Source organism: Xanthobacter pseudotagetidis, assembly GCF_043194795.2.
In the GTDB taxonomy this organism is placed as follows: Bacteria; Pseudomonadota; Alphaproteobacteria; order Rhizobiales; family Xanthobacteraceae; genus Xanthobacter; species Xanthobacter tagetidis_A.
In genome coordinates this window covers 2,380,362-2,405,437 of the sequence record NZ_CM195534.1, presented here as the reverse complement: position 1 = coordinate 2,405,437, position 25,076 = coordinate 2,380,362, and the positions used below count along the sequence as shown (strand labels likewise).

Sequence of the window (25,076 nt, the reverse complement as noted above, 5' to 3'; positions counted from 1 at the left end):
GCACGGATGCGCGTCGGCGAGATGGTGCGGGCGGAGGGGCTCGAACCCCCACGACTCATCGTCACGGGAACCTAAATCCCGCGCGTCTACCAGTTCCGCCACGCCCGCTTGCCAGGACCCGCTGCCGGATCCCGCACGCCGCAGCCCGCCGCGGCGAGAGGCATCCCAGCCGGGCAACCCGCCGGCCCGGGACGCCGGACGAACCGCCCCCGGGAGCGCGCACCACCGCGGTGACCGGTCGCCGGAGCGCCGATCGGAGTGGCGGCTTATATCACGCTCGCATGCGGGCGCAGCAAGAAAATGGCGGCCCGGAGCCGCCGCCCGCGCCCGCCACCGCCGCTCCCCCGCCGTCGTTCGCCACCGCCGTTTCCGTGCCGTCGCCCTCGGGCTTGACCCGAGGGCCCATGGACCCCGCCGCCCGCCTGGACGCCGGGCATGGGTGCTCCGATCAAGTCGGAGCATGACGGCGGTTGAGGGTGGATGGGCCGCGCCAGCCGCTCCGCGACCTTCCTCCCAGCCGCCCCCCTCCCCCGGTGGTCCCTGTCCCCCTTATGGTCCCTGTCCCCTACCGTCCCCTCTCCTCCCGCCCTCGCCCACCCACACCGCCGTCGCCCTCGGGCTTGACCCGAGGGCCCATGGACGCAGCCGCCCGCCCGGACGCAGGGTGAATGGATGCTCCGATCAAGTCGGAGCAGGACGGCGGCCGCGCTGAGGCGGTCTGCGCGGTGGCGGGGCGTGGGCCGGCGAATGGCGCTTGCCCTTTTCCCGGCGCCGTAAGATGGTCCGCCAAACGAGCCGCGGAGAGCCCAGCGTGAGCACCCCCTGCCCCACCCGACGCAGTCTCCTCCAGGGCGCGGCCGCCACCCTCCTCCTGCCCGCGACCGGCGGCCTCGCGGCCGCCCAGGCACAGCCCGCCGCGCCGGCCGCCGGCGGCGCGCCGCCGGTCCCCGCGCCGGTCTCGGCCCAGCTGGCGGCCGCCGAGGCGGCGCGCCCCGAGCTCGCCGGCCCGGGCCGCCTCGCGCTGTTCAACCAGGGCCTGCCGGGACCGGTCCTGCGGGTGAAGAAGGGCGGCACGCTGAACGTCGCCCTCGCCAACGGCCTGAAGGAGGACGTGGCGCTCACCTGGCACGGCCTGCGCGGCCCCTCCGCGAGCGCCGCCGTCGCCTCGGCGCCGGTCGCCGGCGGCAAGAGCGGCACCGTCAGCATCACGGCGCCGGACGCCGGGACCTTCTGGTACCACGCGGCCAATCCCGCGCTCGCGCGGCGCGCGCTCGCGGGCGCGCTGGTGGTGGAGGAGCCCGGCCCGGCGCTCTATGGCGCCGACCACGTGCTGTTCATCCAGTCGTTCCCGCCCGAGACCGGCATGCCGATCTTCCCGGTCAACGGCGCCATCTCGCCCACCTTCCAGGGGCCGGCGGACGGGCGGGCGCGGCTGCGCTTCATCAACGCCACCACGCTGTTCCTGAAGCTGCGCGTCCGGGGGCCGGCCGCCTATGTGATCGCGGTGGACGGCCAGCCGGCCGAGCCGTTCGAGCTGAAGGAGGGCCGCCTCCAGCTGCCGCCCGGCGGCCGGGCCGACGTGGCGGCGACGCTCGACGACGCCGACGTCTCCATCGTCGAGCTGGAGACCACGCAGGACCCGATCCGCCTGGCGGTGATCGCGCCGGTGGGTCCCGCCGGCACCGCGCCCGACGGCCCGCCCCCCGCTCTGCCACCGAACGCGCTGCCCAAGGAGATCCCGCTCCAGAACGCGGCGCGCTTCGACGTGCCGATCGGCGAGACCGCCGCCGGCCCGCCGGTGGTGGGATCGGTGAAGGCCGGGCGCGTGGTGGTGCTCACCCTGTCCAACACCATGGAGGCGCCGGTCTCGGTGCACATCCAGGGCACGCCGGTGCGCCTGCTGGACGGCATGGACGACGGCTGGAAGCCGTGGTGGCACGACACCGTCCCGGTGGCGCCGAAGAGCACGGTGCGGGTCGCCTTCCTGGCCGACAGCCCCGGCCGCTGGCCCATCATCGCCCAGCGGGTGGGCGACGGCGCGGTGGTGGCGAGCCGCGCCTACGAGGTCACGCCCGGCTGAGGGCGCCGCATTCCGGCGGCCCGGCGGCCTTTCCCCTCACCCTGCCCTCTCCCCGCCGGGGAGAGGGTTTGCCTGCGGCGTGCCGCGCGCCCTGTCCGGAAGGCCGCCCCCCGTTCGCGCCCCTCTCCCGGCGGGAGAGGGCCGGGGTGAGGGGTTCGCCGCTCTATGTCCGCCCCGATCACCCCCAGCAACGCGCGCCCTCACCCCGCAAGCTGGGTGAACAGCCGCCCGTAGACCGCGCGCAGCGCCTCGGGCAGGTCGTCGGCGATCAGGCCGGGACCGGCCTCGCGCGCCGCCTCGCCGTGCAGCCACACGGCGGCGCCCGCCGCCTCGAAGGCGGGCATGGCCTGCGCCAGGAGCCCGGTGACGAAGCCCGCCAGCACGTCCCCCGCCCCCGCCGTGGCGAGGAAGGGCGGGGCGTTCTCGGCGATCATGGCGCGCCCGTCCGGCGCCGCCACCACCGTGTCCGGCCCCTTCAGCACCACCACCGCCCCGAGCCGGCGCGCCGCCGCGCGCGCCGCCGCGAGCTTGGAGGGCGCCGAGAGGATGTCGTCGGCGCCCGCGAACAGGCGCGCGAACTCGCCCGTGTGCGGCGTGATGACCGCGCTTTCCGCCCCGGCCAGCAGCGCCGCTAGCACGCCCGCCTCGCCGGCGAAGGAGGTGAGCGCGTCGGCGTCCAGCACCAGCCGGCGGCCGGGCGCGGCGGCGGCGATGCGGCGCCGCGTCTCCTCGCCGACCCCGAGGCCCGGGCCGAGCGCCACGGTGTGGAGCCGCCGGTCCTCCAGGAGGTGAGCGAGGCCGCGCGCGTCCTGCGCCTCGCGCGTCATGATGGCGGCGTAGGAGCCCGCCTGGAGCGGCAGCACGCTCGCCGGGCAGGCGAGCGTGACCAGCCCCGCCCCGGCCCGGAGCGCGCCGCGCGCGCTGAGCCGCGCCGCGCCCGAGGTCCAGGCCTCCCCGCTCACCACCACCGCATGGCCGCGGTCGTATTTGTGGCCCTCGGCCGCCGGCAGCGGCAAGGCGTGCTGCCAGGCGGCCGGCGCGTTGGCGAAGGCGGCGGGGCGCACCGCGGCGATGGCGTCGTCGGGGATGCCGATGTCGGCCACCCGCATCCGGCCGCACAGGCCGCGGCCCGGCTCCAGGAGGTGGCCCGGCTTGCGGCGGAAGAAGGTGACGGTCTCGCGCGCCTTGGCCGCCGCGCCGCGCACGCGGCCGGTGGCGCCGTCGAGGCCGGAGGGCAGGTCCACGGCGACGATGGGCTTGCCGGACGCCGCCATGCGCTCCACCAGCGCCTTGGCGGCGCCGTCGAGGTCGCGGGCGAGGCCGGCGCCGAACAAGGCGTCGACGATCAGGTCGCAGGCGGAAAGATCCACCGCCGCCGGCTCGTCCACCGTCCCCTTCCACTGGCGCGCCACCACGGCGGCGTCGCCCGAGAGGCGGTCGAGGTCGCCCAGCAGCGCCAGCCGCACCCGGAACCCGCGCTGCGCCAGCACGCGCGCGGCGACGAAGCCGTCGCCGCCATTGTTGCCGGGCCCGCACAGGACCAGCACGCGGGTGGCGAGCGGCGCGCGGGCCACAACGTCCGCGACGGCGGTGCCGGCGCGCTCCATGAGCGTTAGGGAAGCCGTGCCCATTTGCACGGCGAAAGCGTCCGCGCGCGCCATTTCGGACGGTTCGAGAAGCTCGCAGCCCACATCCAGCTCCCGCTTGCCTAGTTCATATCCAGGCGACGGAACGCCGCCCGAAGTTTTTCGCCCAGTTTTTGACCATCGTGCACATCAGGTGTGCATAATTGAGCCCCACACGGGGATGCGGATGGCACGGGCCATTGAGCCTGAGCGTGGCACGCATCCTGCTTCAATTGCGCCGGCTCGGCCATGCGGCGGAGGGCCGGGCCAGGGAGACGGAGCGCATGAAGAAGATCGAGGCAATCATCAAGCCCTTCAAGCTGGACGAGGTGAAGGAGGCCCTTCAGGACGTCGGACTGCAGGGCATCACCGTAACGGAGGCGAAAGGGTTTGGGCGCCAGAAGGGCCACACCGAGCTTTACCGCGGTGCCGAGTACGTCGTGGACTTCCTGCCCAAGGTGAAGATCGAGATCGTCCTCTCCGACGAAATGGTGGACAAGGCCGTGGACGCCATCCGCCGCGCCGCCCAGACCGGGCGCATCGGCGACGGCAAGATTTTCGTCTCCTCGATCGAGGAGGCGATCCGCATCCGCACCGGCGAGTCCGGCCTCGACGCCATCTGATCCCCCCTTCCTCGCCCAATTTCACTGCTGATCGAAGAAAGGTAGACCCTCTCATGAAGCTCAAGACGGTCAAGGACGTCCTCGACGCCATCAAGTCCGAGGACGTGAAATACGTCGACCTGCGCTTTACCGACCCGCGCGGCAAGTGGCAGCACGTGACCTTCGACATCGGCATGGTGGATGAGGAATTCCTCTCCGAAGGCACCGCCTTCGACGGCTCCTCCATCGCCGGCTGGAAGGCCATCAACGAGTCCGACATGCTCCTCATGCCGGACCCGGCGAGCGCCTGCATCGACCCGTTCTTCTCCGAAACCACGATGTCGATCGTGTGCGACGTGCTGGAGCCGACCACCGGCCAGCCCTACGGCCGCGATCCGCGCTCCATCGCCAAGAAGGCCGAGGCCTATGCCAAGTCCACCGGCATCGGCGACGCGGTCTATTTCGGCCCCGAGGCCGAGTTCTTCATCTTCGACGACGTGCGCTTCAAGGCCGATCCGTACAACACCGGCTTCAAGCTCGACTCCATCGAGCTGCCCACCAACTTCGACACCGAGTACGAGGGCGGCAACCTCGGCCACCGCGTGAAGACCAAGGGCGGCTACTTCCCCGTCCCGCCGATCGACTCGGCCCAGGACATGCGCTCCGAGATGCTCGCCTCCATGGCGAAGATGGGCGCCAACGTCGAGAAGCACCACCACGAGGTGGCGTCCGCCCAGCACGAGCTCGGCCTGAAGTTCGGCTCGCTCGTGACCATGGCCGACCACCTGCAGGTCTACAAGTACTGCATCCACCAGGTGGCCAACATCTACGGCAAGACCGCGACCTTCATGCCGAAGCCCGTCTTCGGCGACAACGGCTCGGGCATGCACGTGCACCAGTCGATCTGGAAGGACGGCAAGCCGCTGTTCGCCGGCGACAAGTATGCCGACCTCTCCGAGTACTGCCTGTGGTACATCGGCGGCATCATCAAGCACGCGAAGTCGCTGAACGCCTTCACCAACCCGCTGACCAACTCCTACAAGCGCCTGGTCCCGGGCTACGAGGCCCCCGTGCTGCTCGCCTATTCGGCGCGCAACCGCTCGGCCTCCTGCCGCATCCCCTACACCAACAACCCGAAGGCCAAGCGCGTCGAGGTCCGCTTCCCCGATCCGGGCGCGAACCCCTACCTCGCCTTCGCGGCCCTGTTCATGGCGGGCATGGACGGCATCCTGAACCGCATCGACCCCGGCTCCGCCATGGACAAGGACCTGTACGACCTGCCCCCGGCCGAGCTGAAGCAGATCCCGACCGTGTGCGGCTCGCTGCGCGAGGCGCTCGACTCGCTCGCCGCCGACCACGAGTACCTGCTGAAGGGCGACGTGTTCCAGAAGGACTTCATCGAGTCCTACATCGAGCTCAAGTATGCCGAGGTGATGCGCTTCGAGATGACGCCGCACCCGGTCGAGTTCGAGATGTACTACTCGGTCTGATCCGCCTTCGGGCGGCCCGGTTCGCCGGGCCGCCCATGGGCTTCACGGGACTCTCCCAACTGGGGCGCCCATCCGGGCGCCCCTTTTGTTTTCCGCCCCTGGCCTTCAAGCGCGTGTCACGGGCCGCGCCCTAAGGTGGCCGCCGATCTCCCCCGAGACGGCGGACGCCAGCCATGGACCACAGCAAGCCTGCCTTCTTCCTGCCCACCGCCCGCGCCCGCGAGGCAGGCGACGACGTCGCCGCGAGCCCGGCCGGCGCGCCCACCTTCGGCGACGTGGTCGCCGCCCGCTTCGGCCGGCGCGACCTGCTGAAGGGCCTGCTCGGGGTGGCCGCCATCTCCGCCACGGTCTCGCCGCTGGCGCTCGCCGCCGGGCGCGCCGAGGCCGCCGACGAGCTGACGCGCTTCCCGTTCCCGGAGCTGACCGCCGCCCCCGACGCGACCATCCACGTGGCCGAGGGGCACGAGGCGAAGGTGCTGATCTCCTGGGGCGACCCGGTGCTGCCCGGCGCGCCCGCCTTCGACCCGAAGGCGCAGACCGCCGCCGCCCAGGCGCTCCAGTTCGGCTACAACAACGACTTCGTCGGCTTCATCCCGCTTGGCGACGGGCCGGACGGCGCCGCCCGCGGGCTGCTGGTGGTGAACCACGAATACACCAACGAGGAGCTGATGTTCCCCGGCATGGTCCCGCAGACGCCGAAGAACGGCTTCTCGGGCATGACGCGGGAGCTGGTGGACATCGAGATGGCCGCCCATGGCGGCGCAGTGATCGAGATCCGCCGCGGGGCCGAGGGCTGGCAGGTGGTGCCGGGCTCGAAATATGCCCGCCGCATCACCGCCGAGACCCCCATGGCGCTCGCCGGCCCCGCCGCCGGCGACGCGCGCCTGAAGACCCATGCCGATCCGGACGGGCTGAGCGTGAAGGGCATGCTCAACAATTGCGCCGGCGGCATCACCCCCTGGGGCACCTGGCTGACCTGCGAGGAGAATTTCAACTACTACTTCTCCGGCACCCGCGAGGGCCTGCCCGACGCCGAGGCGCTGAAGCGCTTCGGCCTGCCCGGCAACGCCTTCGCCTGGGCGCGCCACCACGACCGCTTCGACATGCAGAAGGAGCCCAATGAGGCCAACCGCTTCGGCTGGGTGGTGGAGATCGACCCGTTCGATCCCGCCTCCACCCCGAGGAAGCGCACCGCCATGGGCCGCTTCAAGCACGAGGGCGCGGCGGGCATCGTCAACGCCGACGGGCGCTACGTGGCCTATCAGGGCGACGACCAGAAGATGGAGCACGTCTACCGCTTCGTCACCGACGCCAGGGTGGACCGCGCCGATGCCGCCGCCAACCGCGACATCCTCGATGCCGGCACCCTCGCCGTGGCGGTGTTCCATGCCGACGGCAGCGGCGAATGGCGCCCGCTGGTCCAGGGCGAGGGCCCGCTCACGCCCGAGAAGGGCTTCGCCACCCAGGCCGACGTGCTCATCCATGCCCGCCTCGCCGCCTCGGCGCTGGGCGCCACCCGCATGGACCGGCCCGAGGACGTGGAGGTGAACCCGCAGACCGGCAAGGTCTACGTGATGCTCACCGCCAACGACACCCGCACCGAGGCCGAGGTGGACGGCGCCAATCCGCGGGCGAAGAACGCGTTCGGCCACATCGTCGAGATCACGCCGAAGGACGGCGACCACGCCGGCCGCGCCTTCACGTGGGAGGTGCTGGTGCGCTGCGGCGACCCGCGCGTCGCCGAGGTGGGCGCCACCTTCTCGCCCGCCACCTCCGCGCACGGCTGGTTCGCCAACCCCGACAATTGCGCGGTGGACCATCAGGGCCGCCTGTGGGTCGCCACCGACGGCAACTCGCACGCCTCCACCGGCCGCACCGACGGCGTCTGGGGCGTGGAGACCGAGGGGCCGGGGCGCGGCACCGCCAAGCGCTTCTTCTCGGTGCCGATCGGCGCGGAGATGTGCGGGCCCTACTTCACCCCCGACGACGCCACCTTCTTCGTCGCGGTCCAGCATCCGGGCGAGAGCGAGGACGGGCGCGTCTCCAGCTTCGACGACCCCTCCACCCGCTGGCCGGACTTCGAGGACGGCATGCCGCCGCGCCCGTCCGTGGTGGCCATCACCCGCATCGGCGGCGGCAAGGTCGGCACCTGAGGCGCGGGCGCCGGGCGCGGGAGGTCAGGGCAGGTAGTAGGCCGCGGCGGCGATCAGGATGAGCTCGCCGGCCAGCACGCCGGCGAACACCGAGCGGCGCACCAGGTAGAACGCGAGCACGCCGCCCCCGAGCGCGGCGAGCCGCAGCGCGAGCGGCACCGCTACGATCAGGCCGGTGGGCGCGAACACGAGCCGCGCCACCACGGCGGCGAGCAGCGCCGTCGCCACCGCCTTGACCCAGTGGAACAGCTCGCTGCCCTCCTCCACCTGGCGGCCGGCGATCAGGGCCAGCATGCGCCACACCTCGGTGGGCAGGAAGCCGACCAGCACCACGATCGCGACCGCGGTCCAGAGGTCCATCTGCAGCTTGGGCGCATGGGCGGCGGCGGGCGCGGCGGACTGCGCGGCGGCATCCGCCGCGGCCGAGGCGAGGGTCGCCGGCGCGCCCGCCAGGGCCGCGATCTCGGGCAGAAGGGCGAGGAAGCCGCTCACCGCCGCTTCTCCAGCCGCCGGCCGACGAGGTAAGCGAGCGTGCCGCCGCCGACCCCGGCGATCATCAGGTCGAGCCCGCCCTGGAGGCCCATGGTCAGCGGCATCAGGACCAGGCCGGCGCCGAGCGCCAGCCAGTCGGTGGCGGCGCGGGAATTGCGGACCATGAGCACGGTGAAGGACAGCGGCGTCAGCAGCAGCAGGCCGGCGGCGAGCGGTCCCGGCACGCTGCCGGCGAGCGCATAGCCGGCGAGCGTGCCCGCGCCCGATATGGCCACGTAGGCGTGGCCGAGGCCGAGCGTGTAGGGCACGCGCCCCTCGCCCGGCACCTTGGGCAGCAGGCGCAGCCCCTCCACCCACAAGGTCATGGCGACGAAATGGGCGCAGGCCGCCTCGGAGACGAGGCTGCGGCGCGGCCCGCGCATGTAGGGGGCGAGCGAGACCACCATGGGCAGCAGGCGGATGGAGGACAGCGTCACCGCCAGCGCCACCGCCGGCAAGGCGGTGCCGGAGACGATGCCGCCGATCAGGATCACCTGCGCCGGCAGCGCCCAGATCAGCAGCGTCGCCACCATCCCCGCCACCAGCGGGAAGCCGACCCCCTCCAGCAGCGCGCCGAAGCCGATGAAGCTGCCGAGCAGCATGAGCGTCGCCACGGAGCGCAGTCCGTCGACGAGCCCCAGCCCGAACCAGCCCAAAGCCGAATGATGGCGCTTCGGCGCCGACGCGGGCGGGGGAGCGAGATGTCCGATCGGCAGGTTCACGCGGGCCGGGCTTTCACGAAGATGGCGAAGCGGATGGGTGCCGGCTGCGGCGCGCCGTCCCGTGCGGGTGCAAATATCATCCCGCCGCGCCGCCGCCCAGCGGGGACGGCGCAGAGCTCGGCCGCCGGCCATGCGCTCCGGCATGCGCCTCCCCGGGATGCGCGGCCGGATTGGCGCCGCTTCCGGACGGCCGCCCCCGGCCCGCCGCGCCGGCGATTGTGCTTCGCATCGCGCGCGGTCATGGTGCGCCGGCAACCCGTGACGCAGCGAAAGAATCGGTCCGGCCGCCCGTGCATGTCATCGCGTTCCCCTATGGCGAGGCCCTCGCCGCCTTCGCGGCGGTGGCGGACGATCCGTTCTGCGCCTTCCTCGACAGCGCCGCCGCCGGCGATCCGCGCGCGCGCTGGTCCTACATCGCCACCGACCCGTTCTGCGTGATCACGGCCGATGGCCTGGGCACGCGGGTGGACGGCCGGCCGGTCGGGATGGACCCGTTCACGGCCCTCCACGCGCAGCTCGCGGCGCACGGCGGCGCCGACCTTCGCGGCCCGGCGCCGTTCCTCACCGGCGCGGTGGGGTTCCTCGGCTACGAGCTGGGGCGCCATCTGGAGCGCCTGCCCGCCGCGCGCGACATCGGCCCGGCCATCCCCGAGATGGCGTTCGGCCTCTACGACACCGTCGCCGCCTTCGACCATGCGGAGCGGCGCGCCTTCATCCTCTCCAGCGGCCGGCCGCAGGCCGACCCGGCCGCCCGGCAAGAGCGGGCGCGGGCCCGCGCGCAGTGGCTGCACGACCGCCTCGCCGGAGCCCCCGCCGTCCCGCCCCGGCCGGACTGGCGCGCACGCGGCCGGTTCATCCCCGAGCAGCCGCGCGCCGAGGTGGAGCAGGCGACCGCGCGCGTCATCGAATACATCCAAGCCGGCGACATCTTCCAGGCCAACCTCACCCACCGCATGCGCGCCGCCGTGCCGGAAGGCCTGAGCGACCTCGAGCTCTATCTGCGACTGCGCGAGGAAAGCCCGGCCCCCTTCGCCGCGTTCCTGAAGTGCGGCCCCGGCCTTTCGGTGATGAGCGCCTCGCCCGAGCGCTTCCTCAGCCTCGCGCCCGACGGCCGGGTGGAGACGCGCCCGATCAAGGGCACGCGCCCGCGCGGCGCCGACCCGGCCGCGGACGCCGCCATGGCGCGCGACCTCCTCGCCTCGGCCAAGGACCGGGCCGAGAACCTGATGATCGTCGACCTCATGCGCAACGATCTCGGCCGGGTGTCGCGCACCGGCAGCGTGCGCGTGCCGGTGCTGTGCGGCCTGGAGACCTTCGCCAGCGTGCACCACCTGGTCTCGGTGGTGGAGAGCACGCTCCAGTCGGGCCTCGGCCCGGTGGACCTGCTGCGCGCGTGCTTTCCCGGCGGCTCGATCACCGGCGCGCCGAAGATCCGCGCCATGGAGATCATCCACGAGCTGGAGGGCGCCCCGCGCGGGGTCTATTGCGGCTCGGTGGCGTGGATCGGCTTCGACCGGGCGATGGATTCCTCCATCGTCATCCGCACCGTCACGCGCGCGGGCGGAACGCTGCTGGCCCAGGCGGGCGGCGGCATCGTGGCGGATTCCGATCCCGGGGCCGAATACGAGGAGAGCCTGGTGAAGCTCGCGCCGCTGCTGCGCGCCCTTTCGGGAGACGACCGATGAAGCTCTGGCTCGGCGACCGGCTCACGGAGGAGGCGGACGCCCGCATCTCCCCCCTCGACCGCGGCTTCACCCTCGGCGACGGCCTGTTCGAGACCATGCGCCTTTCGGGCGGCGCGGTGCTGCGGCTCGACGCGCACCTCGCGCGCCTCGCCGCGGGCGCGCAGGTGCTCGGCCTGCCTTTGCCCGGCCTCGACCTCGCCGGCGCGCTCGCCGCCACGGCGCAGGCGAACGGTCTTTCGGAGGGCGTGCTGCGCCTGACGCTGACGCGCGGCACCGGCCCGCGCGGGGTGCTGCCGCCGGCGGCGCCCTCCCCCACCCTCGTCATCACCGCCGCGCCCGCCGGCCCGGCGCTGCCGCCGGCGCGGCTCGTGATCGCGCAGACGACGCGGCGCAACGAGCTGTCGCCGCTCGCCCAGGTGAAGTCGCTCAACTATCTCGACGGCATCCTCGCCCGCCAGGAGGCGGCCCGGCGCGGGGCGGACGACGCGGTGCTGCTCAACACCAGGGAGCGCGTCGCCGAGACCACCATCGCCAACCTGTTCGCGGTGATCGACGGCGCGCTGGTGACGCCGCCCCTGGCCGACGGCGTCCTGCCCGGCGTGATGCGCGCGGCGGTGATGGCCGAGGGCGCGCAGGAGCGCCCGCTCGCCGCGTTCGATCTTCAGCGCGCGGACGAGCTGTTCCTCACCTCGGCGCTGGGCATCCGCAGCGTCGGCGAGATCGAGGGCCGCCCCGTCTCCGCCTTCGCCGCCGCCGAGCGGCTGCGCGCGCGCATTCCGGGCGCCTGATGGACGCGCCGACGCTCGCGACGGCAAGGCTCGTGCTGCGTCCCTGGCGGGCGGCGGACCGCAACGGCCTGTGGCGCATGCAGTCCGATCCGCGCACCATGGAATTCCTAATGCCTGTTCCCGACCGCGTGGCGAGCGACCGGGTGGCCGATCGCGCGGAGGACCACTTCGCCCGCCACGGCTTCGGCCTGTGGGTGGCGGAGGCGCCGGGCGTGACCGACTTCGCCGGCTATTGCGGCCTCGTCCATGTGCCCTACGCCGAGCATTTCACCCCGGCGGTGGAGATCGGCTGGCGCTTCGACCCGGCCTTCTGGGGCCGGGGCTACGCCACCGAGGCGGCGCGCGCGGCGCTCGCCTTCGGCTTCGGGCGGCTCTCGCTCGCCGAGATCGTCGCCATCACCGTGCCGGCCAATGCCCGCTCGCGGGCGCTGATGGAGCGGCTCGGCATGACCCGCGACCGGGACGGCGACTTCGACCTGCCGTCGACGCCGACAGGCCACCCGCTGCGCCGGCAGGTGCTCTACCGCCTCAAGGCCGGCGGCTCTTTTTCCCGCCCTCGCCCTCCGGCCTGACCGGAGGCCCCACGGGACATGCCGGCCTTCCCGACGCCGGGAATGGATGCTCCGGTCAAGCCGGAGCATGACGCGGGGGCGAGATTGGGGGGCGGCTTCCGGTCTGCGGGGCTCCCCTCAGCCGAGCCGGGCGGCGCGCGGCAGCGCGGCGGCGGCGGCGGCGAGCGCGCGCACCTTCTCGAAATTGCCGGCGCGGATGGCGTCCTGGGGGACCACCCATGAGCCGCCCACCGCCAGGACGTTGGGCAAGGCGAGATAGTCCGCGACATTCGCCGGGCCGATCCCGCCGGTGGGGCAGAAGCGCAGATGCGGCAGCGGGCCGGCGATGGACTTCAGGAACGCGGCACCGCCGGAGGCCTCGGCCGGGAAGAACTTCAGCACCTCGAAGCCCATCTCGGCGAGCCGCATGGCCTCGCTCGCGGTGGCGCAGCCGGCCATCACCGGCACGTCGAGCTGCGTGAAGGCGTCGGCCAGGGACGGCGTCGTGCCCGGGCTGACGAGGAATCGCGCTCCCGCCTCCAGGGACGCCTCGATCTGGGCGCGGTCGATCACCGTGCCGGCGCCGGCGACGGCCCCCTCCACCTCCGCCGCCACCGCGCGCACCGCCTCCAGGGCCACCGGCGTGCGCAGCGTGATCTCGATCAGCGGCAGCCCGCCCGCCACGAGCGCCCGCGCCAGCGGCACGGCATCGGCGAGGCTCTCGATCACCACCACGGGAACCACCGGCGCCTTGGCGAGGAGAGGAAGCGGGTTGGGCAGGCTCATGGAGCGGTCTCCGGCGGGCGAGAAGGGGAGGATTGCACACTAGTATACCAACGCCCGCAGGGCGAGGCCTGTCGGCGGTGGGTGGTGTGTCCGTTTGAAATTGAGAGCTGGCGTTGCTCCCTCTCTCGCTTGCGGGGGAGGACCGGGGAGGGGGCAAGCTACGGGCCATATCACCGGCGTCCGGCCTTCCGGGAAGGATTTCCCCCTCCCTGCCCTCCCCCGCAAGCGGGAGAGGGTTCGCGATGTTCCCGGCCCAACGACGCGATTTCAAACTGACCCACCACCCGCTCAAAGGGGCTGGACAGCAATGATGATACACTATATCAGAATGGCAGCGTCCTCAGTTGATCGTGCCATGCCCCTTGCCGCCTCGCCCCTCCCGCGCCCGTCCGTCGTCCATGAACCGGAGCGCGCACCCGAGGCGACCTTGGGGAATACGATCCCGCAGAAGGCGGCCGCGATAGCCGACGCCCCGGCCGCGCGGGGTCCTCATGACCAACACGGCTCCCCGGCCGCCGGCGCGCATGGCCATCCGCACGATCACGCCCATGACCATGCCCATGTTCACGACCGGCATCCCCGCGGCGCCGCCGTCGCCATCCGCCCCTCGCTCCTGCGCCTGTCGCTGGCGGGCCGGCTCGCCATCGCCGCCGCCTTGCTGGCGCCGCTGTGGCTCGCCGTCTTCCTCGTGGTGGGCGCCCCATGAGCGCGCGCAGCCCCGCGCGCGCCGGAGCGCGCATCGCCTTTTCCGACCTGACCCTCGGCTATGAGCGCCACCCCGCGGTGCACCATCTCTCCGGGACGGTGGAGGAAGGCGCCCTGCTCGCCGTGTGCGGGCCCAACGGCGCCGGCAAGTCGACCCTGCTCAAGGGCATCACCGGCGCCCTGCGCCCGCTCGGCGGCCGCATCGACCTGACGGGCCTCTCCCCCCGCGACATCGCCTATCTGCCCCAGGGGGCGGAGATCGACCGTTCCTTCCCCATCAGCGTGTTCGACCTGGTGGCCATGGGCCTGTGGCGCCGCTGCGGCCTGTTCGGCGGCATCGGCGCCAGGGACCGCGCGCGCATCGAGGCGGCGCTCGCCGCCGTGGGCCTCCAGGGCTTCGAGGCGCGCCCCATCGGCACCCTGTCCGGCGGCCAGATGCAGCGCACCCTGTTCGCGCGCCTGCTGCTCCAGGACGCCCGGCTGATCCTGCTCGACGAGCCCTTCACCGCCCTCGACGCGGCCACCGTCGCCGACCTCATCGCCCTGGTCGGCCGCTGGCACCGGGAGGGCCGCACGGTGATGGCGGTGCTGCACGATTTCGAGATGGTGCGCCAGACCTTCCCCCAGACCCTGCTGCTCGCCCGCGGCCCGGTCGCCTGGGGGCCCACTCCGGATGCCCTCTCGCCCGAGAACCTGCTCAAGGCGCGCCGCATGGGCGAGGCGTGGCACCAGGACGCCGCCTCCTGCACCCGCGCGGCCTGAGCCGCAAGACCGAGCCGCAAGACCAAGCCGCAAGAACGCAAGGCCATTCGTCATGACCCCCTATGAGGCGCTGGTGGCGCCGTTCGCCGAGTTCGAGTTCATGCGCCGCGCCCTCGTCGGCGTGCTGGCGCTGTCGCTCGGCGCCGGTCCGGTGGGCGCGTTCCTGATGCTGCGCCGCATGTCGCTGACCGGGGACGCCATGGCGCACGCCATCCTGCCCGGCGCCGCCATCGGCTTCCTGATGAGCGGGCTCAACCTGTTCGCCATGACCATCGGCGGGCTCATAGCCGGCCTGGTGGTGGCGGTGGGCGCGGGCGTGGTGGCGCGCGCCACGCAGATGAAGGAGGACGCATCGCTCGCCGCCTTCTACCTCATCTCCCTGGCGCTGGGCGTGATGATCGTGTCGCTGAAGGGCTCGAACCTCGACCTGCTGCACGTGCTGTTCGGCACCGTGCTCGGCATCGACGACGCGACGCTGCTGCTGATCGCCGGCATCTCCACCGTGACGCTGGTGACGCTGGCGCTCATCTGGCGCCCGCTGGTGCTGGACTGCGTCGATCCCACCTTCCTCACCTCGGTGAGCCGGGCCGGCGGGGCGAGCCACATCGCCTTCCTGTCGCTGGTGGTGCTGAACCTCGTCGGCGGCTTCCATGCCCTCGGCACGCTGCTGGCGGTGGGGCTGATGATGCTGCCCGCCGCCACCGCCCGCTTCTTCGCCCGCGACCTGACTTCGCTGGTGGCGACCGCGACCGTCGTCGCCCTGGTCTCGGGCGTTGCCGGGCTGCTGGTCTCCTATCACCTCGGCGCGCCGTCGGGGCCCGCCATCATCCTGGTCGCCGGGTGCGCCTATGCCCTCGCGGTGCTGTTCGGCCCGGTGGGCGGGCTGATCACGCGCCTCGTTCCGCGCCGCCATCTCGAAGCCTGAAAGGAAGCCACCATGGTCTGCCGCCGTCTGGTCCTCGCCGCGCTCGCGGCGATGCCCCTCCTCGCCGGTCCCGCCGGCGCGCAGGAGGCGAAGATGCCCGTCGTCGCCTCGTTCTCGATCCTGGGCGATTTCGTGAGAGAGGTGGGGGGCGACCGCGTCTCGGTCGCCACCATCGTCGGCCCCAACGGCGACGCCCACGTCTACCAGCCGACCCCGGCCGACGCGAAGAAGCTCGCCGCCGCCAAGGTGGTGTTCGTCAACGGCCTCGGCTTCGAGGGCTGGATGGAGCGCCTCGCCAAGGCCTCCGGCACCAAGGCGACCATCGTCGTCGCCACCACCGGCATCGCCCCGCGCGAGATGGCGGACGACGACGACGACCACGGCAAGACGGGCGGCAAGAAGGACGGCAAGAGCGAGGCGCACGGCCACGACCATGGCGGCACCGATCCGCACGCCTGGCAGTCCATCGCCAACGCCAAGGTCTATGTGGCCAACATCCGCGACGCGCTGGTCGCCGCCGACCCGGCCGGCAGGGACGCCTATGCGGCCAACGCCGCCGCCTACACCGCCAAGCTCGACGCCCTCGACGCCGAGGTGAAGGCGGCGCTCGCCAAGATCCCGGCCGAGCAGCGCCGCATCATCACCTCGCACGACGCGTTCGGCTATTTCGGCGCCGCCTACGGCGTGGAGCTGATCTCGCCCGAGGGTGTCTCCACCGAGAGCGAGGCCTCGGCCAAGGACGTGGCGCGCATCATCCGCCAGATCAAGGCGCAGAAGATCCCGGCCGTGTTCCTGGAGAACGTCACCAACCCGCGCCTGATCGAGCGCATCGCCAAGGAGACCGGCGCCAAGATCGGCGGCGAGCTCTATACCGACGCGCTCTCCGATGACAAAGGCCCGGCGAGCACCTACATCCTGATGATACAGTCTAACGTGCGCACCCTGAGCTCGGCCCTGTCGAGCTGAGCGGCGCGCCGCAGGCGAGAAATCCGGCGGCGGGCGATCGCGCCTGCCGCCTTTCGGCATCCGCGGGCGCCCGCTCGTGGCGCCGGCAAGAGGTATGAGACAGGTGCAAGACATGGCCGAGACCCCGTCCGAGAAAATTCCCGTCACCGTCCTCACCGGCTATCTGGGGGCGGGCAAGACGACGCTGCTCAACCGCATCCTCTCCGAGCCGCACGGCAAGAAGTTCGCCGTCATCGTCAACGAGTTCGGCGAGATCGGCATCGACAACGACCTCGTGGTGGGCGCCGACGAGGAAGTGTTCGAGATGAACAACGGCTGCATCTGCTGCACCGTGCGCGGCGACCTCATCCGCATCATCGACGGTCTGCTGCGCCGCAAGGGCCAGTTCGACGGCATCATCGTCGAGACCACGGGCCTTGCCGACCCCGCGCCGGTGGCGCAGACCTTCTTCGTGGACGAGGAGGTGCAGGCCAAGACCAAGCTCGACGCGGTGGTCACGGTCGCCGACGCCAAGTGGCTCTCCGACCGCCTGAAGGACGCCCCCGAGGCCAAGAACCAGGTGGCGTTCGCGGACGTGATCCTCATCAACAAGACCGACCTCGTGAACGCCGACGAGCTCGCCGAGGTGGAGGCGCGCATCCGCGGCATCAACCCCTACGCCAAGCTCTACCGCACCCAGAAGTCGGCCATCGACATCGGCAAGGTGCTGAACCAGGGCGCGTTCGACCTCGACCGCATCCTGGAGCTGGAGCCCGCCTTCCTCGAGGAGGGGGAAGGGCACCACCACCACGATCATGAGCACGGCCCCGACTGCGGCTGCGGGCACGAGCACCATGACCATGACCATGGCCACGGCCACCACCATCACGGCCTGAAGGCGGTGCACGACGCCGAGATGCAGTCGGTCGCCTTCTCCACCGACAAGCCGCTGGACCCGGACAAGTTCTTCCCCTGGGTGCAGGACCTGGTCGCCAAGGAGGGGCCGAGCATCCTGCGCTCCAAGGGCATCCTCGCCTTCAAGGACGACCCCGACCGCTTCGTGTTCCAGGGCGTGCACATGATCCTCGACGGCGACCACCAGCGCCCCTGGAAGGACGACGAGAAGAAGGTGAGCCGCATCGTCTTCATCGGCCGCAAGCTCGACGCCAAGGCGCTGGAGGCCGGGTTCCTGTCCTGCGCGGCGTGAGGGCCGGCGCGGGCGGCGGCGCCGCGGGCAAGGCCATCGGCTGCCGCCTCTCCCGCCGTCGCCCTCTGGCTTGACCGGAGGGCCCATGGACGGCGTGCCTCGACGGTGGCGTGCCTCGACGCTGCCGGGTGCCTAGCCGCCGGGCCTGGATGCTCCGGTCGAGCCGGAGCATGACGGGTGGGGCATGTCCCGCGCCGCGGCCGCGCTCTCGCCGCCGCCTTCCGGCTCCATCGGGGGGCCCATCGCGTCATTTGCCCATGGCCGGGATATGGAAGGCTGCGCCTGGATGCTCCGGTCGAGCCGGAGCATGACGGCGGCGACGTGGGGGGCTGGCGGCCCGTGCCCGCCCCTACCCCGCCTTCGGCAGGCTGCGGCCGGCCTTGGCCTTGAGGCCCAGCGCCTCCACCTTGGCGACGATGGCGGCGGCGTCGAGGCCGGCCTCGGCCAGCTGGCGGGCCTGGGTGTCCTGGTCGATATAGATGTCCGGCAGCACCATGGCGCGCACCTTCAGCGCAGCGGCGTCCAGCGCCCCCTCCTCGGTCAGGAGCTGGAGCACGTGGCTGCCGAAGCCGCCCACCGAGCCCTCCTCCACGCTCACCAGCGCCGCATGGCCGGCGGCGAGGCCGAGGATCAGGTCGCGGTCGAGGGGCTTGGCGAAGCGCGCGTCGGCGACGCTCACCTTCAGGCCCTGCGCCTCCAGCCGCTCGGCCGCCTCCAGGCACGGCCCGAGCCGGGTGCCGAGCGAGAGCAGCGCCACGTCGCCTTCGCCGGAGCCGTGCACCAGCCGCCCCTTGCCGATGGGCAGCACCTCGCCCCGGTCCGGCCGCTCCACGCCCACCCCCTCGCCGCGCGGGAAGCGCACCGCGGAGGGCGCGTCGTTGAACGCCGCCATGGTGGCCATCATGTGGGTCAGCTCGGCCTCGTCGGCCGGCGCCATCACCACCATGCCCGGCAGGCAGGCGAGGAAGGCGATGTCGAAGGCGCCCGCATGGGTCGCCCCGTCCGCGCCCACGAGCCCGGCGCGGTCGATGACGAAGCGCACCGGCAGGCCCTGGAGCGCCACGTCGTGCACCACCTGGTCGTAGCCGCGCTGCAGGAAGGTGGAATAGAGCGCGCAGAACGGCTTGAAGCCTTCCGCCGCGAGGCCGGCCGCGAACGTCACCGCGTGCTGCTCGGCGATGCCCACGTCGAAGGTGCGGTCGGGATGGACCTGGCCGAACAGATCGAGCCCGGTGCCGGAGGGCATGGCGGCGGTGATCGCCACCACCTTGGGGTCGCGCCGCGCCTCGGCGATCAGGCTTTCCGCGAACACGCGGGTATAGGACGGCGCGTTGGACTTGGCCTTCACCTGCGCGCCCGTCACCACGTCGAACTTGACCACGCCGTGATACTTGTCGGCGCTCGCCTCGGCGGGGGCGTAGCCCTTGCCCTTCTGCGTCACCACATGGACCAGGATCGGCCCGGTCTTGGCGTCGCGCACGTTCTTCAGCACCGGCAGCAGGTGGTCGAGATTGTGGCCGTCGATGGGCCCCACATAATAGAAGCCCAGCTCCTCGAACAGCGTGCCGCCGGTCCAGAAGCCGCGCGCGAACTCCTCCGCCCGCTGGGCGCCGCGCTCCACGAACTTCGGCAGGTGGCCGGCGATCTGCTTGCCGATCTCGCGCAGGGAGCGGTAGGTCTGCCCGGAGATGAGCCGCGCGAGGTAGGCCGACATGGCGCCCGTGGGCGGGGCGATGGACATGTCGTTGTCGTTGAGGATGACGATCAGGCGGCTGTCCATGGCGCCGGCATTGTTCATGGCCTCATAGGCCATGCCCGCCGACATGGCGCCGTCGCCGATGACCGCGACGATGTTGCGCTCCTCGCCGGCGAGGTCGCGCGCCACCGCCATGCCGAGCCCCGCCGAGATGGAGGTGGAGGAATGGGCGGCGCCGAAGGGGTCGTAGACGCTCTCCGAGCGCTTGGTGAAGCCCGAGAGCCCGCCGCCCATGCGCAGGGTGCGGATGCGGTCGCGCCGGCCGGTGAGGATCTTGTGGGGATAGCACTGGTGGCCCACGTCCCAGATCAGGCGGTCGTGGGGGGTGTTGAAGACATGGTGCAGGGCCACCGTCAGCTCCACCACGCCGAGGCCCGCCCCCAGATGTCCGCCGGTCACGGAAACCGCGTCGATGGTCTCGGCGCGCAGTTCGGCGGCGAGCTGGGCGAGCTTGTCCTGCGGCAGGCGCCGCACGTCCGCGGCATCCTTGATGGTATCCAGCAACGGTGTCTTCAAGCTCACGGAACGCTCCGGGCCGGTCCAAGCCGGCGGTCAACGAGGCTTACATAGGACAGAACGGGGTGCAATGCGCCGTTGTTAACCACTCCGGCGTGGGTCTGCGCAAGGATTTCCGGCCGTCTCCATCCTCCGGCACCCGGCAGGATGCGCCCTGGATGCGCCCAGGGATGGGCGCTTGGGAAAGCCCGCTCAGCGCCTGCGGCTGCGCGGGCGCAGCTTGGAATACTGGCGGCGCAGCTGCCAGAGCAGGCCCGAGGGCAGGTGCGCGCCGGGCTGCGGCGTCCCCGCCGCATACTGCCATGGCGCGATGAAGCGCGAATCGGCGTGCAGCTCCGCCGCCCTCAGCCGCCGGCCCGAGGCCAGCCGGTGGGCAAGCTGGATGCCGAGGCTTGGGCGCGCATGGCCGCGCGCGATCGACTGCGCGACGAGGTCGGGCGGGATCGCACCGCTGTCGACCGCCGCGAACAGCGCCCGGAACCAGGGCTCGTCGAACGGGTTGGCGTGCGAGACCCAGGGCTGGAGCGGCCGATCCGCATAGGTGACGATGGCCGAGACCGTCGGCTCGAAATGATCGACGTCGTTCCACACATGGGGGATGACAGGCTCCGGCGGAGCGTTGCCCACACGCACCTCGTCCCGCACGGCGGAGAGGGGGAGGCTGCCCGCATCAAGCCGCGCGACGAGGTCGGCGATGTCCCAGCGCAGGCGCTCGGCATTCAGCATCAGGAGGGAATTCTGCGGCAGCCGGCCGCTCCCGGGTCGGGCCGCAGCGGCGCGCAGCTCGAAATCGTCGTCCGGCATGGACCAGAGCTTGCGGACGTCTTGGATCGCCACCATCCCCGCCTCGAGATAGATGGCGCGCCCCGCATGGCCGCACAGCTCGGGGATCAGGTAGCGCTGGAGGAAGGCGCTCCCCTTGAGGGCCGGATCGCCGGGCTGCGGGATCGCAATGCCCGCGTCGGCGAGCGGCACCACCTCCAGGGCGATCGAGGCGGTGCGCCTCAGGCTGTCGATGGTCACCGCGAGCGCCAGGTCCTGCCCGGGCTCCGAGCCGACGAACACCCGGACCGGCGTCGGGATGCCGAGCGGGTGCAGCCTCGCCCCGGTCCGGTAGAGGATGAGCGCGCACTTGGCGAACTGGACATCGAAGCTCGGCTGGCCGTTGGAGAGCCGCGTCAGCGTGTCGAGATCCTTGAAGTCGGCGGCATAGGCGCGGCCGCCGTCGATGCCGATGGTGTGGATGTCCTTCTCGCCCGCCAGCGCCAGCAGCCCCAGCGCCGCCTCGGCGCTGAAATAGGTGACCGGCACGAGCGGCGCGTCGCCGCGGCGCATGGCCTCGGGCGCGGTCGCCGAATCGTAGGTCAGCAGCCGCCCTTCCCGTTCGAGCTTGGCGAGGATCGGCAGCTCGGGGATCACCTGCCCGAGCGTCTGGCTGCCGGCGGTGAAATTCTGGTGCGGCACCCACGGCATCACCAGCACGCCGGCATTGGCGTCGATCGCCGCGGCGCAGTCCTTCACCACGTCGAGATCGATCGCGTGCGCCACCGCCACCGGCCGGTCGCGCACCACGTGATTCAGCGTGAAAAGGTTATAGTTTTCCGGCCCGTGGCGCTCGATGTCGGCATAGCTTGGCCCCTTGCCGACGATGAGCCACGGCTTGGTTCGAGCCACATGCGAATGCTCGAACCAGTGGAAAAAGGTCTGCACCACTGCGTGTCCTGCGGCCCCGTCTCGCGCAACCAGCGCGAACCGACGAGCGGGACCATAGCCACACGTCGATCAGCCGGCAATCTGCGTAACGGAGCGTTGCTCATGGCAGCACGGCTACAAGCTACTGAGATACCGGCCCGGAATCCCGTCGCCGATCCCAGAGCCCGCGCAGCTTGCCGGCGCGGATCGCCAGGCGATGGACATCAAGCAGCAGGATCGCCAGAAGGCATCCTCCGGCCAGCTTCAGCGCCTGGAGCCCCCGCGCCTCCGGCTGGCCGTGCTTCGCCCTCAGATAGCTGTCCGACTGCTGCTTGAAGCGGTTGGTGGTGAAGGTCTGGCGGAAGCCCGGCGTCGAGGAGCGCCCGCCCGCATGCACCGCCCGCGCGCCGGTGACGACGATGATGGGGACCCCGGCGGCAAGCGCGCGCAAGGAGAGGTCGTCGTCCTCGTGATAGAGGAAGATGCCTTCGTCGAATCCCCCCAGCGCGAGGAAGGCCGCGCGCTCCATCATGAAGGCGGCGCCGTGGATGAAGCGGGTGCAGTAGTCCCCCGCCACCTCCTCCGGGCGCAGCCGCGCGCTCCGGCGCACCGGCTCGAAGATGGTGCCCTCCTTGCGCATGAGCCTCCCGTCCTCGCCGACGATGGCCGGCATCAGGACCGCCGGCGCGCCGTAGCGGGCGGCGGCGGCGAGGAGCGCGGCCACGGCGCCCTCCTCCAGCGCCGCATCCGGGTTGAGGAACAGCACGTAGCGCGTCCGCGCCTGCCGCGCGCCGGCATTGCAGCCGGCGCCGAAGCCCACGTTGCGCGCCATCGGCACCAGTTGCGCAGGACGCGCCAGCGCCGCATGCCAGGCGGTGCCCTGCGGGCTCGCATTGTCGACGACGATCACGTCGCAGGCGGGCGGGACCGAGGCCACGGCGCGGCCGATCACCTCGCCGCTGTTGTAGGTGACGAACACCACCGTCACCTCGCCCTCCGCGGGCGCGGCATCGGGGCAGCCGGACTTCGACGCAGACACCTCGCGAACGCCTTTCGCCACTAGGATCGGCCCTCTCCTGCCCCCGGCCCGGCCCGATTGCAAGGCCGCGCCCCATAGCCACCCGGCGCGAACTTCGCTAGAAGGCCGCCCCATGTGGGATGGCGCGAGATGGCGGACCGAGCGCCGGCACCTGTTCCTGGTGCCGGGCTACGACCCGATGCCGGTGGACGGCCACCGCCGCGTCTTCGAGCGCGAGCTCAAGCGGTTTCGCGAGACCTGGAGCCTCGCCGAAGCCTCCTGCCTGGAGGACGGCCCGCGCCCGACCCCCACCGGCGCCGCCTGGTCGATCGCCGCCGCCGGCGGCAATTGGCGCACCGTCTCCACCTTCGAGCTCCTCGCCTGGAACGACCTGGTCCAGTCCGACATGGCCCGCGGCCCCCTCTCCCACATGGGCGGCACGCTGCGCGCGCTCGCCGACATGATCGCGAGCGGGACCCTGGCGCGCTATTTCAGGAGCAGCCCGCGCTACGGCTTCTTCTTCCTCTTCACCTATGTGCTCACGCTCCTGTTCTGGGGCGTGGGGATCGGCCTCGGCCTCCTCTCCTATGGCGCCGCCGCGCCCGCGCTCGGCGCGCCGCTGGCGGCGCTCCTCGGCCTCGCGGTGGCGGCCGGAACGGGCGCCTTCCTCATGCGCTGGCCGGGGCGGAAGCTCCGCCTCAAGCAGTCCCTGGACCTCGCGGAATTCTCGGTGGACTTCGTGCGCGGACGCCATCCCGCCATCGATGCGCGGGTCGAGGCCTTCGGCGCCCGCATCGCCGAGGTGGCGGCGGGCGGCGAGGTCGACGAGATCGTCGTCGTGGGCCACAGCCTCGGGGCCATGCTGGCGGTGAGCGCGCTGGCGCACGCTTTGGAGCTGAACCCGGCGCTGGGCCAAAGGGTGCCGGTGCGGCTGCTGACGGTGGGCTCCACCACCGCCAAGTTCGCGCTCCACCCGGCCGGCGGGCGACTGCGCGCGGCGGCCCGCGCGGTCGCCGACGCCGGCGCCATCGGCTGGCTGGAGATCCAGGCGCGCGACGACGTGGTGAGCTTCTACCGCATCAACCCGGTGACGCTGGAAGAGGCGCGGTTCGCCCCCCTGCGCACCGTGACCGGCGACTTCTCCGAGCGCCCGCTGATCCGCGCCCATCCCATCCGCGACATGCTGACGGAGGCGACCTTCGCCCGCTTCCGGCTCGACATGATGCGCCTGCACTGCCAGTACCTGCTCGCCAACGACAAGCGCGCCGGCTACGACTTCTTCGCCGTGCTCGCGAGCCCGCTGCGCTTCGACCTCCTGGCGGCGAGCGCCAACGGCCTCAGGACCTATCTCGACGCGCGCGGCCTCCTGATGCGGCCCTACTCCCCCGCCGATCCCGGGCCGTGGCGCGCCCCCTGACCCGAGGAACCGATGAGCCTTCTCGCCTTCTCAAAGCTCGCCTGGGCCCTGGGGGTCGCCGCCTGGTTCGTCATGCGCCTGCCGTTCGAGCGCAAGGCGCGGCGCATGAAGGTGGCGGACGCGCGCCACCGCACCGCGCGGGAGATGGCGCTGCTGTCCATCTCCACCCTCGGCCTCGGCATCATCCCGGCGGTCTATGCGGCGACCGGCTTTCCTCGCGCCTTGTCCTACGCCCCGTCGGTGATGCAGGTGGCGGCGGGTGTCCTGGTGTTCCTCGCCGCGCTCTGGCTGTTCCGGCGCACCCACGCCCAGCTCGGGCGCTACTGGTCGGTGACGCTGGAGATCAAGGACAGCCACGAGCTGATCACCACGGGGGTCTACCGGACGGTGCGCCATCCCATGTATTCCGCCTTCTTCCTGTGGGCGCTGGCGCAGGCGCTGCTGCTGCCGAACCTGGTGGCGGGGCTTTCGGGACTGGTGGGCTTCGGCATCCTGTTCTTCTTCCGCGTCGGCCGGGAGGAGCAGATGATGCGCGAGGCGTTCGGCGCCCAGTACGACGCCTACATGGCGCGCACCAAGCGGATCATTCCCGGCGTCTATTGAGAGCCCTGAGAACGGCGGCCTACGCCTGTCCCGGCAAGGCCCGGGGGTGAGCCGGCGAGCGCGGGAACGAAGCGTGAAGCCCGTGGCACCGCCGATTCGGTCACGCTCGGTTCACGCTGCGTGCCGCGGCCGTGGAACCCGGTGTCCCGTTCCGGGACGCTACCCTTCCGGGTCGAGCGGCGCGGTCCCCGCCGGCTTGCCGTCGGCGTCGCGGGTAATGGTGGCCACGCGCGCCTCGGCCTGGGCGAGCAGCGCCTCGCAGCGCTTCTTCAGCGCCTCGCCGCGCTCATAGATGGCGATGGACTGCTCCAGCGGCACATCGCCCTTCTCCAGCGCCGAAACGATGGATTCGAGCTCGGCCAGCGCCGCCTCGAAGCTCAGCGCCGCCACGTCCGGCGCGCCTTGCGCGTTCTTGGTCGTCTCGGCCATGTCAGCCTCGATCCTTCCGCCTCGATCCCCCTCGCGGGTGATTCCCTTGCCGACACCATAGCCGAGGAGCCCGCCCGCCTTAAGACCG

The 25,076-nt window shown here is 72.1% G+C and carries 22 protein-coding genes and 1 tRNA gene; 14 read left to right on the top strand and 9 right to left on the bottom strand.

The annotated features are described in order from the left end of the window. Window positions 1-22: 22 nt before the first annotated feature. A tRNA-Leu gene (locus V5F67_RS10990) sits at window positions 23-108 on the bottom strand. A 703-nt stretch (window positions 109-811) separates the two neighbouring features. Between V5F67_RS10990 and V5F67_RS10985 the strand changes: the two genes are divergently transcribed. After that, complete coding sequence (locus tag V5F67_RS10985) at window positions 812-2,080, top strand: multicopper oxidase domain-containing protein (RefSeq protein ID WP_509210565.1); 1,269 nt, start codon at window positions 812-814, stop codon at window positions 2,078-2,080. Between the two features lie 200 nt (window positions 2,081-2,280). On the opposite strand, the gene V5F67_RS10980 is transcribed toward V5F67_RS10985, so the two are convergent. Further along, window positions 2,281-3,741, bottom strand: coding sequence for an NAD(P)H-hydrate dehydratase (locus V5F67_RS10980; RefSeq protein WP_394019265.1), 1,461 nt, complete (start codon window positions 3,739-3,741; stop codon window positions 2,281-2,283). 248 nt (window positions 3,742-3,989) lie between these two features. On the opposite strand from V5F67_RS10980, the gene V5F67_RS10975 reads away from it, so the two are divergent. From V5F67_RS10975 to V5F67_RS10965, 3 genes are all read left to right on the top strand, one after another. Further along, window positions 3,990-4,328, top strand: coding sequence for a P-II family nitrogen regulator (locus V5F67_RS10975; RefSeq protein WP_121622298.1), 339 nt, complete (start codon window positions 3,990-3,992; stop codon window positions 4,326-4,328). Window positions 4,329-4,381: 53 nt separating this feature from the next. Beyond that, on the top strand, window positions 4,382-5,797 hold the full coding sequence (glnA, locus tag V5F67_RS10970) for a type I glutamate--ammonia ligase (RefSeq protein ID WP_394019267.1): 1,416 nt from the start codon (window positions 4,382-4,384) through the stop codon (window positions 5,795-5,797). A 173-nt stretch (window positions 5,798-5,970) separates the two neighbouring features. Next, complete coding sequence (locus V5F67_RS10965) at window positions 5,971-7,950, top strand: PhoX family protein (protein WP_394019269.1); 1,980 nt, start codon at window positions 5,971-5,973, stop codon at window positions 7,948-7,950. 24 nt (window positions 7,951-7,974) lie between these two features. Here the strand turns inward: V5F67_RS10965 and V5F67_RS10960 are convergent, their stop codons facing one another. After that, window positions 7,975-8,442, bottom strand: coding sequence for an AzlD domain-containing protein (locus tag V5F67_RS10960; protein ID WP_394019271.1), 468 nt, complete (start codon window positions 8,440-8,442; stop codon window positions 7,975-7,977). Beyond that, window positions 8,439-9,203, bottom strand: a complete 765-nt coding sequence (locus V5F67_RS10955; protein WP_394019273.1) for an AzlC family ABC transporter permease — start codon at window positions 9,201-9,203, stop codon at window positions 8,439-8,441. Before V5F67_RS10955 ends, V5F67_RS10960 begins: the two co-directional genes overlap by 4 nt. A gap of 290 nt (window positions 9,204-9,493) precedes the next feature. On the opposite strand from V5F67_RS10955, the gene pabB reads away from it, so the two are divergent. The 3 genes from pabB to V5F67_RS10940 are packed head-to-tail and all read left to right on the top strand — an operon-like array spanning window position 9,494 to window position 12,248. Next, window positions 9,494-10,888 carry an aminodeoxychorismate synthase component I gene (gene pabB, locus V5F67_RS10950; protein WP_394019275.1) on the top strand — a complete coding sequence of 465 codons (1,395 nt, stop codon included), beginning with the start codon at window positions 9,494-9,496 and terminating at the stop codon, window positions 10,886-10,888. After that, complete coding sequence (locus V5F67_RS10945) at window positions 10,885-11,676, top strand: aminotransferase class IV (protein ID WP_394019277.1); 792 nt, start codon at window positions 10,885-10,887, stop codon at window positions 11,674-11,676. The genes pabB and V5F67_RS10945 overlap by 4 nt, the downstream gene beginning before the upstream one ends. Then, entirely contained in the window at window positions 11,676-12,248 is a 573-nt protein-coding gene (locus V5F67_RS10940; protein ID WP_394019279.1) for a GNAT family N-acetyltransferase, read from the top strand. Before V5F67_RS10945 ends, V5F67_RS10940 begins: the two co-directional genes overlap by 1 nt. A gap of 117 nt (window positions 12,249-12,365) precedes the next feature. Here the strand turns inward: V5F67_RS10940 and eda are convergent, their stop codons facing one another. Further along, a complete protein-coding gene (gene eda, locus V5F67_RS10935) occupies window positions 12,366-13,013 on the bottom strand; it encodes a bifunctional 4-hydroxy-2-oxoglutarate aldolase/2-dehydro-3-deoxy-phosphogluconate aldolase (protein ID WP_394019281.1) in 648 nt (215 codons plus the stop codon). Window positions 13,014-13,440: 427 nt separating this feature from the next. On the opposite strand from eda, the gene V5F67_RS10930 reads away from it, so the two are divergent. The 5 genes from V5F67_RS10930 (at window position 13,441) to V5F67_RS10910 (ending at window position 17,557) form a co-directional block, all read left to right on the top strand. Next, window positions 13,441-13,719, top strand: a complete 279-nt coding sequence (locus tag V5F67_RS10930) for a hypothetical protein (protein WP_394019283.1) — start codon at window positions 13,441-13,443, stop codon at window positions 13,717-13,719. Beyond that, entirely contained in the window at window positions 13,716-14,480 is a 765-nt protein-coding gene (gene aztA / locus V5F67_RS10925; protein ID WP_394019285.1) for a zinc ABC transporter ATP-binding protein AztA, read from the top strand. Before V5F67_RS10930 ends, aztA begins: the two co-directional genes overlap by 4 nt. A 52-nt stretch (window positions 14,481-14,532) precedes the next feature. Next, a complete protein-coding gene (locus V5F67_RS10920) occupies window positions 14,533-15,405 on the top strand; it encodes a metal ABC transporter permease (protein ID WP_394019287.1) in 873 nt (290 codons plus the stop codon). 12 nt (window positions 15,406-15,417) lie between these two features. Continuing rightward, entirely contained in the window at window positions 15,418-16,371 is a 954-nt protein-coding gene (locus V5F67_RS10915; protein ID WP_394019289.1) for a metal ABC transporter substrate-binding protein, read from the top strand. A 112-nt stretch (window positions 16,372-16,483) separates the two neighbouring features. Beyond that, a complete protein-coding gene (locus V5F67_RS10910) occupies window positions 16,484-17,557 on the top strand; it encodes a CobW family GTP-binding protein (RefSeq protein WP_394019291.1) in 1,074 nt (357 codons plus the stop codon). A 349-nt stretch (window positions 17,558-17,906) separates the two neighbouring features. On the opposite strand, the gene dxs is transcribed toward V5F67_RS10910, so the two are convergent. The 3 genes from dxs to V5F67_RS10895 form a co-directional block, all read right to left on the bottom strand. Continuing rightward, window positions 17,907-19,835: a 1-deoxy-D-xylulose-5-phosphate synthase gene (gene dxs, locus V5F67_RS10905; protein WP_394019293.1), complete on the bottom strand. Its 1,929-nt coding sequence runs from the start codon at window positions 19,833-19,835 to the stop codon at window positions 17,907-17,909. A 186-nt stretch (window positions 19,836-20,021) separates the two neighbouring features. Continuing rightward, window positions 20,022-21,542 carry a glycosyltransferase family protein gene (locus V5F67_RS10900; RefSeq protein ID WP_394019295.1) on the bottom strand — a complete coding sequence of 507 codons (1,521 nt, stop codon included), beginning with the start codon at window positions 21,540-21,542 and terminating at the stop codon, window positions 20,022-20,024. A gap of 121 nt (window positions 21,543-21,663) precedes the next feature. Next, window positions 21,664-22,560 (bottom strand): glycosyltransferase family 2 protein, encoded by an 897-nt coding sequence (locus V5F67_RS10895; protein WP_394019297.1) that lies wholly within the window; start codon window positions 22,558-22,560, stop codon window positions 21,664-21,666. Between the two features lie 112 nt (window positions 22,561-22,672). Here V5F67_RS10895 and V5F67_RS10890 point away from each other — a divergent pair, with 112 nt between their 5' ends. Together V5F67_RS10890 and V5F67_RS10885 are read left to right on the top strand one after the other, a co-directional pair. Then, window positions 22,673-23,956 (top strand): alpha/beta hydrolase family protein, encoded by a 1,284-nt coding sequence (locus V5F67_RS10890; protein WP_394019299.1) that lies wholly within the window; start codon window positions 22,673-22,675, stop codon window positions 23,954-23,956. A gap of 12 nt (window positions 23,957-23,968) precedes the next feature. Beyond that, complete coding sequence (locus V5F67_RS10885; RefSeq protein ID WP_394019301.1) at window positions 23,969-24,559, top strand: protein-S-isoprenylcysteine O-methyltransferase; 591 nt, start codon at window positions 23,969-23,971, stop codon at window positions 24,557-24,559. Between the two features lie 159 nt (window positions 24,560-24,718). Here V5F67_RS10885 and V5F67_RS10880 read toward each other — a convergent pair whose 3' ends face one another. After that, the gene (locus V5F67_RS10880) at window positions 24,719-24,988 is read right to left on the bottom strand and encodes an exodeoxyribonuclease VII small subunit (protein WP_394019303.1); all 270 of its coding nucleotides are present in this window, start codon (window positions 24,986-24,988) and stop codon (window positions 24,719-24,721) included. Between the last annotated feature and the right edge of the window lie 88 nt (window positions 24,989-25,076).

Coding starts and splice junctions, on each gene's coding strand:
- V5F67_RS10980 (WP_394019265.1), bottom strand. CDS start 3,741: ATGGCGCGCGCGGACGCTTTCGCCGTGCAAATGGGCACGGCTTCCCTA.
- V5F67_RS10975 (WP_121622298.1), top strand. CDS start 3,990: ATGAAGAAGATCGAGGCAATCATCAAGCCCTTCAAGCTGGACGAGGTG.
- glnA (WP_394019267.1), top strand. CDS start 4,382: ATGAAGCTCAAGACGGTCAAGGACGTCCTCGACGCCATCAAGTCCGAG.
- V5F67_RS10965 (WP_394019269.1), top strand. CDS start 5,971: ATGGACCACAGCAAGCCTGCCTTCTTCCTGCCCACCGCCCGCGCCCGC.
- V5F67_RS10945 (WP_394019277.1), top strand. CDS start 10,885: ATGAAGCTCTGGCTCGGCGACCGGCTCACGGAGGAGGCGGACGCCCGC.
- V5F67_RS10940 (WP_394019279.1), top strand. CDS start 11,676: ATGGACGCGCCGACGCTCGCGACGGCAAGGCTCGTGCTGCGTCCCTGG.
- eda (WP_394019281.1), bottom strand. CDS start 13,013: ATGAGCCTGCCCAACCCGCTTCCTCTCCTCGCCAAGGCGCCGGTGGTT.
- aztA (WP_394019285.1), top strand. CDS start 13,716: ATGAGCGCGCGCAGCCCCGCGCGCGCCGGAGCGCGCATCGCCTTTTCC.
- V5F67_RS10920 (WP_394019287.1), top strand. CDS start 14,533: ATGACCCCCTATGAGGCGCTGGTGGCGCCGTTCGCCGAGTTCGAGTTC.
- V5F67_RS10915 (WP_394019289.1), top strand. CDS start 15,418: ATGGTCTGCCGCCGTCTGGTCCTCGCCGCGCTCGCGGCGATGCCCCTC.
- V5F67_RS10910 (WP_394019291.1), top strand. CDS start 16,484: ATGGCCGAGACCCCGTCCGAGAAAATTCCCGTCACCGTCCTCACCGGC.
- V5F67_RS10890 (WP_394019299.1), top strand. CDS start 22,673: ATGTGGGATGGCGCGAGATGGCGGACCGAGCGCCGGCACCTGTTCCTG.
- V5F67_RS10885 (WP_394019301.1), top strand. CDS start 23,969: ATGAGCCTTCTCGCCTTCTCAAAGCTCGCCTGGGCCCTGGGGGTCGCC.
- V5F67_RS10880 (WP_394019303.1), bottom strand. CDS start 24,988: ATGGCCGAGACGACCAAGAACGCGCAAGGCGCGCCGGACGTGGCGGCG.